Source organism: Fonticella tunisiensis (genome assembly GCF_004364155.1).
In the GTDB taxonomy this organism is placed as follows: Bacteria; Bacillota; Clostridia; order Clostridiales; family Caloramatoraceae; genus Fonticella; species Fonticella tunisiensis.
In genome coordinates this window covers 1-12914 of sequence record NZ_SOAZ01000006.1, presented here as the reverse complement: position 1 = coordinate 12914, position 12914 = coordinate 1, and the positions used below count along the sequence as shown (strand labels likewise).

Here is a 12914-nt window from a genome sequence, read left to right as displayed (position 1 = left end):
ATTCACCTACTGAATCCTTTTAAACTTTTTCTCAAGCTCAATATATGACATCTTTATTATTGTTGGACGTCCATGAGGACAATTGTATGGATTATCACAAAAACGCAGTTGCTCAATAAGTTCAACCATTTCCTTATAGCTCAGCTTATCATTGGCTTTTACTGCACTTTTGCAGGCCATAGTGTAGAGAATTTTATCAATGGCCGATAAAACATTCTTATCGTTCAAATTTATTTGCTCCAGTATCTCATAAAAGAGCACTTTAGGGTCAGGATTTCCGTAAATAATAGGTACGCACCTTAATGCCACTGAATTACCTCCGAAATCTTCAATTTCGTATCCGAGCCTTTTGAATTGCTCTATATTATCAAAAATAGCCTGTTTTTCACTTACCGAAAACTCTAGAACAATAGGAACAATCAAATTCTGTTTCTGCATTCCAAAACTTTTATAGTCCCTTAAATACTTTTCGTAATATATTCTTTCATGGGCGGCGTGCTGGTCAATGATGTACATATCGTCGGGGCCTTCTGCAATTATATAGGTAAAATGTATTTGGCCTACAACAGCAAGGGGACCAAACTTAGGAACCCTTTTAGTAGTAACTTCATTTTCAAAGTTGTTAGGTATTTTATAATTTCCAACGGATATAGACCTATCACCTTCAGGTTCATACTGTGTTTTATCCTTTTCATAGTAAATATCGTCATTTCTATTAAGGGGTATATCTTTTCGGGGCAATTCATAGCTATTAGTTAAATTTTCATTGGCTATCATTCCATCGTATTTTTTATCCGTTTCAATATCAGTTTTTATATCTAATTTTTGCTGAGAATAATTTACCTTTTGTATGTTTCTAATGAACTCCTTCCTATCATCCTCTATTTCTGGTACATGGGAAGCAGAAATAAGCGCATCCTTTACACAGTGATATATAGATTTAAAAATCAGCTGTTCATCCTGAAACTTTACTTCTGCCTTTGCAGGATGGACATTAACATCTACAAATTCAGGATTTACATATATGTGAAGAACAAAAAAAGGGAATTTATTAATTGTAAGCATTGATTTATATGCAGCCTCCACTGCTGCCGTTATGGTCTTATTTTTAATGTATCTGCCATTAATAAAGGTAGATTGATAATTTCTGCTACCCCTTGAAATATTGCTATTGCCTAAATAGCCTTTAACAGTTATAAAATCCCTTGAACAATTCAAATCAATCAGATTTTTCACTATTTGTTTGCCATAAACAGCAAGAATTACACCTTTCAAGTCCCCATCTCCCCTGGTTGCAAAAACTAACTTTCCGTTGGAAATATATTTAAAGGAGATGTTTGAATGGGACATTGCTAAGTTTTGCATTATATCGGTTATATACATACTCTCCTTAGATTCTGACTTTAAAAATTTAAGTCTTGCAGGAGTGTTGAAAAATACATCCCGTATCGTTACAACAGTTCCCTCTGGGCAACCGTATTCCCCTTCCTCAATAATCTTTCCCCCTTCAATGTAAATCCTGTATCCCGAAATAGAATCGTGAGTCTTTGATATCATCTCGACTTTTGACACTGCTGCAATGCTTGCCAAAGCTTCACCCCTAAAACCAAGGGTTACAAGTTTATTAAGCTCCTGTTCGCTGGATAGTTTGCTTGTTGCATGCCTCATAAAAGCAATTCCCATATCTTCTTTATTTATTCCCTTTCCATTATCTACAATTCTTATATAAGATATACCTCCGCCTTTAACTTCGACAGATATTTCGCTGGCTCCTGCGTCAATAGAATTTTCTACAAGTTCCTTTACTATGGATGCAGGCTTTTCGATAACTTCCCCAGCAGCTATTTTATTTATTGTATTTTCATCTAATAATTTTATTATTCCCATTTAACCAGCTCCTACATCTTTTTAGCTTTTTGGCTTAGGGTATAAAGAATGTTCATTGCTTCCATAGGAGTTATGTTCACTATGTCAATTTCCTTAAGTTCAACGATGATTTCATTTTCTTTATAATTGAACATGCTTATTTGCTCATCCTTCCTGCTTTTAGTTTCATCTATAGCTGTTGCAGCAATTTCGTCCTTTTTTATATTCTCCTTAATATTTTTATTTATATCGCTTTCCTCTAATTTCGACAATATTTCCTTTGCTTTAGATACAACTTCATCAGGAAGACCGGCAAGCTTTGCTACCTGAATGCCATAACTCTGATCAGCCCCACCTCGGATTATCTTTCTAAGGAATAAAATATCATCTCCATGTTCCTTTACTGAAATACAATAGTTCTTTACTCCTTTAATCTTACCTTCCAGCTCAGTTAACTCATGATAATGTGTTGCAAAAAGGGTTTTTGCCCCGATTCGTCTGCCTATATATTCTACCACAGACCAGGCTATACTGAGTCCATCGAAGGTACTTGTTCCCCTTCCGACTTCGTCTAATATTATAAGGCTGTTTCGAGTAGCATTTTGCAAAATGTTTGATACCTCGGACATTTCAACCATAAAGGTACTTTTTCCAGAGGATAAATCATCCGACGCTCCTATTCTCGTAAAAATTCTATCCACTATAGATATCTTGGCTGATCTTGCCGGAACAAAGCATCCTATCTGCGCCATCAATGTAATTAGCGCTACCTGCCTCATATATGTGGATTTTCCGGCCATATTAGGCCCCGTTATAATGGAAATTACATCATCCTTTAAATTTAAGAAAGTATCATTTGGTACAAATATTCCCTGTATTACTTTTTCTACTACGGGATGCCTTCCATCTTTGATATCGATCTCCCCGTCAGATGATATCTTAGGTTTTACGTAGTTATTTTCAAAGGAAACCTGAGAGAATGATAGAAGCACATCGATTATTGCAATGTATCTTGCCATTTTTTGAATTCTTGTAACTTCCTTTGAAACCTCAGCCCTGATGGAAACAAATTTTTCATACTCCAATTCTACAACCTTTTCCTCGGCTCCAAGAACCAGGTTTTCAATTTCTTTAAGCTCTGGAGTTATGAACCTTTCAGCATTTGCAAGGGTCTGCTTTCTGATATATCTTCCCTCTGGTATACTTGAAAGGTTACTCTTGGTAATCTCAATATAGTAACCAAAAACTTTATTATATCCTACCTTTAGAGACTTTATGCCTGTTTCTTCCCTTTCTTTTTGCTCCAGGTTTGCTATCCATTCCCTGCCGTTTATCATCGCTTCTCTCAACTTATCAATTTCAGGTTCATATCCTTCCTTTATTATTCCACCCTCTTTAAGCTGAAGTGGAGGATTATCTGCTATTGAACAATCTATCAGTTTATATACATCGTCGAGTGTATCAAAGTTTTCATAAATATTACTCAACAGTTTAGTTTTGCAGACTGATATTGCAGCTTTTATATCAGGCAGGAACCTTAATGATTCTTTTAGGGATATAAGATCCCTGGCATTTGCTGAACCACATGATATTTTACTTATCAACCTTTCTATATCATAAACATTTTTTAGATATTCCTTTAAATCTGAGGAAAGGTAAACATTATTCATTAATTCTTCAACGGAGTCGAGCCTCTTGTTTATCTCATCCTGGCTTATCAACGGTTCTTCAATCCATTTTCTGAGGAGTCGGCTTCCCATAGAAGTTTGAGTTTTATCGAGGGCCCAGAGAAGTGATCCCTTTCTCTGTTTACCAAAAATCGTCTGTGTAAGTTCCAGATTTTTTCTTGTAGAAGCATCCAGCACCATAAAATCATTTAACTCATATTTCTTTATATGAACAATATGCCCGAGGCTATTTTTTTGAGTTTCATATATATATTTGTATAAGCATCCGCAGCAATTCAGTTCATCTTCATTAAGACTGGATAGATCATCATTAAATCTTTCCAAAATTATATTGTTTTCTGGCGAATCGTGTTTTACAAAGCTTAACAATAGATTAAACCTTTCTTTAATAGTTTTTTCCAGCTTTTCTCTGTTTTGAATATTGTTATCAATTATAAGAAGCTCGGCAGGATTATATTTTGAAAGTTCATCAACAGCTCTTGATAAACTACCTTTTGAACTTGTAGTAAGAAATTCACCTGTCGAAATGTCACAAACGGATAACGAAAAACCATCCCGAGAGAAATAGAGACAACCAATATAATTGTTTTTCTTTTCATCAAGAAGGCTGCTTTCCATAACAGTTCCAGGGGTTACAATTCTTATGATTTCCCTCTTTACAATTCCCTTTGCAAGGGCAGGATCCTCAACCTGCTCGCATATAGCTACCTTATAACCTTTTTCTATAAGTTTTGATATATAGCTCTCTGATGAATGATATGGAACTCCACACATTGGAGCTCTTTTATCCAGACCGCAATCTCTACCTGTTAATACGAGTTCCAGTTCCCTTGAAGCTATTTCAGCATCTTCAAAGAACATTTCATAAAAATCCCCAAGCCTGAAAAATAAAATACAATCCTTGCACTGTTCCTTAATCTCTAGATATTGCTGCATCATTGGTGTTAAAGCCAAAGCACATTCCTCCTTAAAAACGAACCTGTTATATATAAAGAAAAATCCAAGGTTTTTCTATAGATTTATAAATACCCCGGACATTCTGCCCGGGGCAAAGGGGTGATTATTCAGTAATAATTATAAATCAAAAACAGCCTAAATTAAATAAATACCTGCACAAATGTAGTGTTTTAAAAAGGAAAATAAAATAGGGAGCAGTAAATTAACACCCTATTTTATAATATCAACCAATTCTCCCAATAAAGACCATGTTTGAGGTTCAGTAATCTTTACTCTTACAAGTCTTCCCTTTAGAGCAATGTCCCCACCGGTAAAATTAACAAGCTTTCCAGTTCTTGTTCTTCCGGTGAGCCTGCTTTCATCATTTTTACTTAAACCTTCAACAAGTACCTCGACTATTTTATCCTTATATTCTCTATTCTTTTTCTCACTTATAGCGTTTAATACTCCAACTAATCTGTTAAATCTTTCATGCTTTACGTCTTCTGGAACCTGCTTTTCATACTTTGCGGCAGGCGTTCCGGGCCTTATGGAATATATAAAGGTAAATGCTGAGTCATATTCCACTTCCTTTACAAGTTCCAATGTTTCTTGAAAGTCTTCTTCTGTTTCTCCTGGAAATCCCACAATAATATCAGTTGTTAATGCAACTTCTGGTATCTGAGATTTAATCTTTTTTACAAGCTCAAGGTACTTTTCTCTTGTATACTTTCTATTCATTCTCTTCAGTATATTAGTGCTTCCCGATTGAACTGGAAGATGTATGTGCTCACAAACTTTGCTGCACTCTTTAACAGCTAATATAACATCATCAGTTAAATCTTTAGGATGTGATGTCATAAAACGTATTCTTTCAATACCTTCAACTTCATTAACTAATCTTAGCAGCTTAGCAAATGTAATATTTTCAAGATCCTTTCCATATGAGTTTACATTCTGGCCGAGAAGAGTAATTTCCTTATAGCCTTGGGAAGCCAGCATTTTAACTTCATCAATTATTGCTTCAGGGGTCCTGCTTCTTTCTCTGCCCCTGGTATAGGGAACTATGCAGTAGGTGCAGAAATTGTTGCAGCCATGGGTTATAGTAACAAAGGCCTTTATATCGCTTTCACGGTTTATTGGAAGCCCTTCTACTATCTCCCCTTCCTTTTCCCACACTTCTATTATAGTTGAGTCATTCTGCAAAGCATTATTTAAAAGTTCTGGAAACCTGTGTATATTATGAGTTCCAAAAATTATATCTACAAAAGGATATTTCTTTTTTATTTCTTCAGGAATTCCCTTTTGCTGCATCATACAGCCTGATACAGCTATTATAAGATCGGGTTTATTCTTCTTCAATGCTTTAAGTTGCCCAAGATTTCCATAAACTTTAAGCTCAGCGTTTTCCCTCACAGCACATGTATTAAATACTATAACATCAGATTCTTCACGATTTGAAGCCTTTGCATATCCCATATTTTCAAGCATTCCGGAGAGTTTTTCAGAGTCCTCTTCATTCATCTGGCAGCCCCATGTTTCTATAAAATATTTTTTATTTTTAATATCCATAATTATCAACCTTTCTAAATAATATTCAAAAAAATAGCACCTTATATTATACAACAAAATAAAATAAAATTGTAGATTTTTAAATATTTTGACCACGCAGCGATGACTCATCAGCAATGTATTTTTTATAAAAAGCTCAACTACTCTACATAATATATATTATGTAGAGTAGTTGAGTAAAACATTTCATGCATCCTCTCTGGACTCCCTTACATATTCGTTTAGTCTCTTAAGGTTGATTCTCCACAGATACACTACAAAAAGTATAAAGATGGGAAAGACCCCATATTGTCTTAAAAATAAAATATAATCATAAGTACCGTGTAGAAGTATAGGTACGAGTAGCGATTTTACAGAACAACCAATGGAAACCACCCTTCTTTTTGAAAACTTTGCGATTGATAGATAATACCCCATGGTTATTGCAAATAACATATGGGCAGGTACAGCAAAGAGTGCCCTTGTTATACCTGTATAAAGGTAATTTATATCTCCATTTATAACATATAAAACGTTTTCTGCTGTTGCAAATCCAAGAGAGACAAAAACGCAATATATGATTCCATCTAGTTTTTCATCATAATGCTTGTTTGAATATGCATATCTTCTAACAACTGCATATTTGAAGGATTCCTCCGTAAAACCGGCAACAATATATGCATGATAAAATATGTTATAATACAATGAAGCAAGAAATTTTTCTACATAGTAAACTGGAAGCGCTATAAATATACCAAATATAAACAGAAAAAATAAAAGCAATGGGGGTTCTCTATCATACCTATCCTTCTGATAAATATACAATATCAAAGCCAGGGATGGAGCTATGGCAACGACAATCATGTTAATCACGTGTATCACCTCACAATATTTCCAGGTTATTATAATTCAGTTAATATTTTATTGTTATAATAATTCTGTTCTGATATAATTAATATAGGAATATTATGTATACAATCCCCTGTATACCTCAAGAAAGATTGCCTAATAGTTATTATTTTACCCTCTAGCTTTAAAAATATATATAGGAGGTGCTCATCCTATGGAATTTAGGTTAGCAGAAAGGATGAACAATCTTAAAGCATCAGAAATTAGAGAAATATTAAAATTGACTGAGAATCCTGAGATAATATCTTTCGCAGGAGGATTGCCTGCACCTGAATTGTTTCCAGTGGAAAAATTGAAAGAAATTACTATACAGATTTTAGAAAATGATGGTAAAGCAGCACTTCAATATTCGACAACTGAAGGTTATATACCCCTTAGAAAGATAATAGCAGAGGAAAGAATGAAACCGGCAGGAGTCAATGTGAGTTATGAAAATATCTTGATTATAAACGGTTCTCAGCAGGGACTCGACTTCTCGGGCAAGATATTTTTAGATAAAGACGATGTTGTCATATGCGAAAGCCCCAGTTATTTGGGTGCTATAAATGCGTTTAAGGCATATATGCCAAAATTTGTCGAAGTTCCTATGGATGACGACGGAATGATTATTGAAGAATTGGAAAAGGCCCTGGAAGCAAATCCTAAGGCAAAGCTCATCTATACAATTCCTGATTTTCAAAATCCCACTGGAAAAACCCTGAGTGTAGAAAGAAGAAAGAGATTGGTAGAACTTGCGGAAAAATATAATGTACCTATTATTGAAGACAATCCATATGGAGAGCTCCGATACGAAGGGGACAGACTTCCGGCAATAAAAAGTTTTGATACTAAAGGACTTGTTGTATATCTTGGTACTTTTTCTAAAACTTTTTGCCCTGGTTATAGGCTTGGATGGATTTGTGCATCTCCTGAATTGTTATCTAAATATATAATGGTTAAGCAAGGTGCTGATCTACAGGCAAGTTCCATATCTCAAAGAGAAGCTGCTTTATTTATGGAAAAATATAAGCTAGATGAGCATATAAATAAAATAAAGAAAATATATCGAAGAAGACGAGATCTAATGATTGAAACTATTAAAAAGGAATTCCCTGAAACAGTCAAGTATACGTATCCTTCCGGTGGATTGTTTACGTGGATTTCTCTTCCTGAAGGTTATGATTCTGCAGAGATACTCATAAAGGCTCTAAAGGAAAAAGTAGCATTTGTACCAGGTGGTTCTTTCTTCCCCAATGGCGGTCATCCAAATCATTTCAGACTAAACTATTCAAATATGCCCGAAGAAAAAATTGTTGAAGGAATTAGACGTTTAGGTAGAGTTTTAAGAAATCTTGATTAACATGTTTTTTTATGAATACAACAGGCTGTGAAAGCCTGTTGTATTTTATTTTTATTTAGTGACAATACTATATTTGAGGTGGTAATATGTATAACTCAAAATCTGAAAATGGTAAGGATAAAGCAGGTTCAATATCGTATATCCTTGGTGAGAGGAAATACTTTGGGCCAACAGTTAACAATATTTTTGACGGTAAATGGGGGTACTACAGCAATGTTTACAACAGCATTTTTGGAAAGTTAAAATAACATCTTTTTTGGTATTTTTGAATATTATATGAATGAGAACTTACCTGGGGGGTAATATAATGCCAAAATTATCATCAAGGGTGTTGAGAATGCAAGCTTCACCAATAAGAAAATTTGCTCCTTTAGCTGACGATGCTAAAAGTAAGGGTAAAAAAATTTATTACCTAAATATAGGACAACCTGACATCCATACTCCTGAAATATTCTATAAGGCGATAAGCGAGTTTAGAGATCACGTTCTAAAGTATTCCGAATCTCAGGGAATTCCCGAGCTTATCAGTAGCTTTATTAAATACTATAAAAAATGGGGAATTGAACTGAATAAGAATGAGATAATTATTACAAATGGAGGCAGCGAAGCTGTTCTTTTTGCCCTGATGGCAATTACAGATTATGGTGATAATGTATTAATACCAGAGCCGTTCTATACTAACTACAATGGTTTTTCCCAGGCAGCAGGAATTAATATAAAACCTTTCCTTACATATGCAAAACAGGGTTTTCATTTACCATCCGAAGAGGAGATAGAAAAACATGTCGACGATAGAACAAAGGCGATTCTTTTGTCTAACCCTGGAAATCCCACGGGAGTTGTATATAGTAAAGAAGAATTGAATCGCATTGCTAATATAGCAAAAAAGCATGATCTTTATGTAATTAGTGATGAGGTATACAGAGAGTTTGTGTATGATGGGCTTGAGTACACCAGTTTTATGCATTTAAAGGATATGAACAATAGAGTTATATTGGTTGACAGTATTTCAAAGAGATATAGTGCATGTGGTGCTAGAATCGGGCTTGTTGCAAGCAAGAATCATGAACTCATGGAAAATATATTAAAGCTTTGCCAGTCAAGACTCTGTGTCCCTATTATAGAACAGATAGGTGCTGCAAAACTGGTTGACACACCAGATGAATATTTCATAGAAATTAAGAAAGAATATCAAAGGCGCAGAGATGTAGTATACAGTGCTTTAAAAGAAATGCCTGGAGTTATATGTGAGAAACCAACCGGTGCCTTTTATATGATTGCTAAACTTCCAGTAAAAAGCGCTGAGGATTTTGTAGAATGGCTTTTAACTGATTACTCCATGGATAATGAAACAGTTATGTTGGCACCTGCTGAGGGCTTCTATGCCACGCAGGGGCTTGGAAAGGATGAAGTTAGAATATCCTATTGCTTGAATACTGAAGATTTGAAAAAAGCTATGAATATAATTAAGAATGGTTTACTAGAATATAGAAAATTAAAAGAATAAAAAGGCAGTTTCTGCCTTTTTATTCTTTTAATTCGATTTTCGCCTGATTAAATATTTCTTTAAAACCAATTTTTTTATATAAATTTACCGCACTATGGTTCATATTGTCGACGGTTAAATATAATTCTTCAATTTCATACTTTTTACATTCTTCTATTATACCTAATAGAAAATAATAACCATATCCTTTTCTCCTGAATTCGGGAATAACTCCAAAATTTACAAGATGATACAAATTATCGATTATTAGAATTTGTCCATAGCCCGCCGGAACACTGTTAATTTCAAGCACAAAACACATATTTCTCAAAAACCTAGGATTTTTTTGCTCCTCAATAACCTCATCTATAGTCAGATTCTGTCTCCCATTTTTACCGCCAAACACTTTATTTTGCAGTTCTAACCTAAGGTAAATTTCATCCTTCCTTGATATATCGAGTTTTCTAACCCTTATGTCATCTGGAAAAGAATAAATATTATTAAGCTTGCCAATATCGCACTGCATGTTTTTTATATTGCTTATAATATTAAATTTGAAGTACTTTCTATATGTATCTATTTTTATACCATTTTTATAAGTAAATTTAAATATATAACCTTCAAGATTGAAATTTTTCTTTAGTATATGCATTAAGCTGAAAAAATAGATTTGATTAGTTACAGGCAGATAGTATATTTCTCTTATTGATGTATTTATAAATACTATTCCACATATTATTTTATTCTTCAATATAAAGAAGCATCTATCTCTAAAAAGATAGTATATAAGGTTATTTGGTATGATGCTGTAAAAATTATGTTCTATCTCTTTGAAACGATTTTTAAATTTAATTATTCTCACTAAATCCCTGATTGAAGCCCTTTGAATTTTTGTCATAGATTGCACCTTTCTATTATTTTTTTCTCTTTAAAATTCTTGAAAAGAAACCAGCATTTCTTTCCTTTTCATACCTTAGTTTTTCCTTCAACTCCATAATTTCGTAGGTTTTTTGTTTAATTTCCATCCTCAATTTCATATTTTCACTTAACAGAGCGTCCTTATCCTTGCCAACAATACTTTTGTTAAGTTCAGTTAAAATACTATTTATAACATTCAGCTTTTCATCAAGTTTGTTTAAAGCATCGCTTTTTACAGGATTTAAAATGCAGGATTCCTTAGTTGTGGCGAGTTCAAGAAATGCCCCCTGTTCCTCACCTTCCATTATCTTCTTTATTTGTCCATTAGTATAGCCCTCCTGCTGAAGATTTTTTATCTGAATTAATTTGTCAAGCTCTTTCTGGCTAAAAAATCTTCTACCATTTGCATCCCTGGGTATGTCAAGCTTAAATTCCTTTTCATAATATCTAATTACTGACGGTTTATACCCCGTTATATCACATACTTCCTTAAAAGTATATTTGATTTCACCCATGATATCACCTCCTATATATTATTCTTTTTACAATATAAATTTCCTTCTCATTGGGGTCCTAAACTATTAGAAAAATTCTGATTAAAGGCTACAATATTTTATATTATTTTTTTTGTAAAGTATAAATAAGTCGGATTTTACCGTTTTTTTAAAGTTTGGAAAAGGAATAGATAGATATTGACGAATATATGGAAAGATGTTATATTATTAATGTAGTTGTAAAAACTTTTTTAAGGGCCTTTAGCTCAGTTGGTTAGAGCAACCGGCTCATAACCGGTTGGTCCGGGGTTCGAGTCCCTGAAGGCCCACCACTATAACAGACTTTATAAGTTAGGAATAAAGATGATTCTGATTTTAACATCTATATTTGCCCAGATAGCTCAGTCGGTAGAGCAGGGGACTGAAAATCCCCGTGTCGCTGGTTCGATTCCGGCTCTGGGCACCAAAAAGAGCAGCATTGCTGCTCTTTTACATATTGATTTTATAATAATCAATAAAACAATTTATAAAGTGTTGTTGCCTGTCAATATATCTTACCAGTTTTCTTAATTTTTTGAGGTACTTATCTTCACTCCATTTTTTCTTTTTAATGTATCTTTTTCTGCCGAGCTTCCAGTATTTATGGGGAAAAATAATAAATGCCAGCAGTATTTCATAATCCTCAATACTAAGTGGATTTACGCTGCAATATACATCTATAAGTTTCCTTGCTATTTCAAAATTCCAGCAATATATTTTCTTGTACAATATTCTTCTTATGAATTTTGCAAGGTCATAGACATGTATATCATAAATTGTGCTGTCAAGATCAATGAGGTATACGTTATTATTTGGGTCAAATAAAATATTTTGATAATAAAAACTATCATGGCAAATGCATTTTTCATTTTTTGCCCTGGATGAAACAATCATATAATTGGATTTTTTAAGAAGATCTATTGCAGTGTCCATTGATGATTTAAACTTTTCAATGTAGCTATAATAATCAATATCAAAGGATGTCTGTACCTTTTTTCTTTCAATAAGGTGTTTAAATAAATCCAGGTCCTTTTTACAGGTTTGAAGCATAACAGGCCAATTTTTTATATTGCTTTCTACTCTAACCCCTTCTGGGCTAAATCCCTTAGATTTTATATGGAATTCCGCCAACATTTTAACAGCTGTCTTCAGTTCTTCAAAGTTTTCTACATCGCATTCTCTTCCATCAATCCACTCCATAAGATAATAGGTGTTTTTTTGAGTTTTAAAATATTCTCTACCTTCTTCAGTTTTAATATATTCCGCAACATTATAAAAACCATTGCTTTTCAAGTATTCAACCAGATACATACCTTTTTTTGCTTTTTTATCTCCATTTTTAGTTTTCTTTAAACAATAATACCTATTACCACATTTTACTTTGTAAACGCTTCTAATTTTTTCAACTTTTTCAGGTATGATTGAATAATGGCTTAATACCTCAAGGATTCTTCTACGTTCCTTTGGGTTAATGAGATCGCTTATACTTACAATTCTATCCATGATACAACCTCAAGAATTACTTTATAATATTATATTAAACATATTCTTTTATATTACTTTATGATTTTACACATTGTTTTTAGATATTTATTGGTTCATTGTAAAATTAAATGCAACAGATAGAATAAAAAAATAACAACCATAGTGAAAATCATGTATGATATAGGTGTCTAATCCAAACATAC

Annotated in this window: 10 protein-coding genes and 2 tRNA genes; 5 read left to right on the top strand and 7 right to left on the bottom strand. The window is 33.5% G+C overall.

Annotation, left to right across the window (positions count from 1 at the left end; translation table 11 throughout):
* Window positions 1-6 precede the first annotated feature (6 nt).
* The 4 genes from mutL to EDD71_RS04935 form a co-directional block, all read right to left on the bottom strand.
* Window positions 7-1887, bottom strand: coding sequence for a DNA mismatch repair endonuclease MutL (gene mutL / locus EDD71_RS04950; RefSeq protein WP_133627643.1), 1881 nt, complete (start codon window positions 1885-1887; stop codon window positions 7-9).
* Between the two features lie 11 nt (window positions 1888-1898).
* On the bottom strand, window positions 1899-4493 hold the full coding sequence (mutS, locus tag EDD71_RS04945; protein WP_479724192.1) for a DNA mismatch repair protein MutS: 2595 nt from the start codon (window positions 4491-4493) through the stop codon (window positions 1899-1901).
* A gap of 228 nt (window positions 4494-4721) precedes the next feature.
* Complete coding sequence (gene miaB / locus EDD71_RS04940) at window positions 4722-6062, bottom strand: tRNA (N6-isopentenyl adenosine(37)-C2)-methylthiotransferase MiaB (protein ID WP_133627641.1); 1341 nt, start codon at window positions 6060-6062, stop codon at window positions 4722-4724.
* A 186-nt stretch (window positions 6063-6248) separates the two neighbouring features.
* Entirely contained in the window at window positions 6249-6905 is a 657-nt protein-coding gene (locus EDD71_RS04935) for a PrsW family intramembrane metalloprotease (protein WP_243116409.1), read from the bottom strand.
* A 199-nt stretch (window positions 6906-7104) separates the two neighbouring features.
* Here EDD71_RS04935 and EDD71_RS04930 point away from each other — a divergent pair, with 199 nt between their 5' ends.
* From EDD71_RS04930 to EDD71_RS04925, 3 genes are all read left to right on the top strand, one after another.
* Window positions 7105-8289: an aminotransferase-like domain-containing protein gene (locus tag EDD71_RS04930; RefSeq protein ID WP_133627640.1), complete on the top strand. Its 1185-nt coding sequence runs from the start codon at window positions 7105-7107 to the stop codon at window positions 8287-8289.
* A gap of 86 nt (window positions 8290-8375) precedes the next feature.
* Window positions 8376-8537: a hypothetical protein gene (locus EDD71_RS15235; RefSeq protein WP_166636348.1), complete on the top strand. Its 162-nt coding sequence runs from the start codon at window positions 8376-8378 to the stop codon at window positions 8535-8537.
* Window positions 8538-8596: 59 nt separating this feature from the next.
* Entirely contained in the window at window positions 8597-9796 is a 1200-nt protein-coding gene (locus EDD71_RS04925; protein ID WP_133627639.1) for a pyridoxal phosphate-dependent aminotransferase, read from the top strand.
* A 19-nt stretch (window positions 9797-9815) separates the two neighbouring features.
* Here the strand turns inward: EDD71_RS04925 and EDD71_RS04920 are convergent, their stop codons facing one another.
* Entirely contained in the window at window positions 9816-10526 is a 711-nt protein-coding gene (locus tag EDD71_RS04920; RefSeq protein WP_166636347.1) for a GNAT family N-acetyltransferase, read from the bottom strand.
* A 163-nt stretch (window positions 10527-10689) separates the two neighbouring features.
* Window positions 10690-11208 carry a MerR family transcriptional regulator gene (locus EDD71_RS04915; protein WP_133627637.1) on the bottom strand — a complete coding sequence of 173 codons (519 nt, stop codon included), beginning with the start codon at window positions 11206-11208 and terminating at the stop codon, window positions 10690-10692.
* Between the two features lie 234 nt (window positions 11209-11442).
* Between EDD71_RS04915 and EDD71_RS04910 the strand changes: the two genes are divergently transcribed.
* Window positions 11443-11519, top strand: a tRNA-Ile gene (locus EDD71_RS04910).
* Between the two features lie 58 nt (window positions 11520-11577).
* A tRNA-Phe gene (locus tag EDD71_RS04905) sits at window positions 11578-11653 on the top strand.
* Window positions 11654-11676: 23 nt separating this feature from the next.
* Here the strand turns inward: EDD71_RS04905 and EDD71_RS04900 are convergent.
* Window positions 11677-12729 carry a CotS family spore coat protein gene (locus EDD71_RS04900; RefSeq protein WP_133627636.1) on the bottom strand — a complete coding sequence of 351 codons (1053 nt, stop codon included), beginning with the start codon at window positions 12727-12729 and terminating at the stop codon, window positions 11677-11679.
* Between the last annotated feature and the right edge of the window lie 185 nt (window positions 12730-12914).

Bases quoted from the DNA above. Each gene is read 5' to 3' on its own strand.
- mutL (WP_133627643.1), bottom strand. From the start codon at position 1,887: ATGGGAATAATAAAATTATTAGATGAAAATACAATAAATAAAATAGCT.
- mutS (WP_479724192.1), bottom strand. From the start codon at position 4,493: ATGATGCAGCAATATCTAGAGATTAAGGAACAGTGCAAGGATTGTATT.
- miaB (WP_133627641.1), bottom strand. From the start codon at position 6,062: ATGGATATTAAAAATAAAAAATATTTTATAGAAACATGGGGCTGCCAG.
- EDD71_RS04935 (WP_243116409.1), bottom strand. From the start codon at position 6,905: ATGATTGTCGTTGCCATAGCTCCATCCCTGGCTTTGATATTGTATATT.
- EDD71_RS04930 (WP_133627640.1), top strand. From the start codon at position 7,105: ATGGAATTTAGGTTAGCAGAAAGGATGAACAATCTTAAAGCATCAGAA.
- EDD71_RS15235 (WP_166636348.1), top strand. From the start codon at position 8,376: ATGTATAACTCAAAATCTGAAAATGGTAAGGATAAAGCAGGTTCAATA.
- EDD71_RS04925 (WP_133627639.1), top strand. From the start codon at position 8,597: ATGCCAAAATTATCATCAAGGGTGTTGAGAATGCAAGCTTCACCAATA.
- EDD71_RS04915 (WP_133627637.1), bottom strand. From the start codon at position 11,208: ATGGGTGAAATCAAATATACTTTTAAGGAAGTATGTGATATAACGGGG.
- EDD71_RS04900 (WP_133627636.1), bottom strand. From the start codon at position 12,729: ATGGATAGAATTGTAAGTATAAGCGATCTCATTAACCCAAAGGAACGT.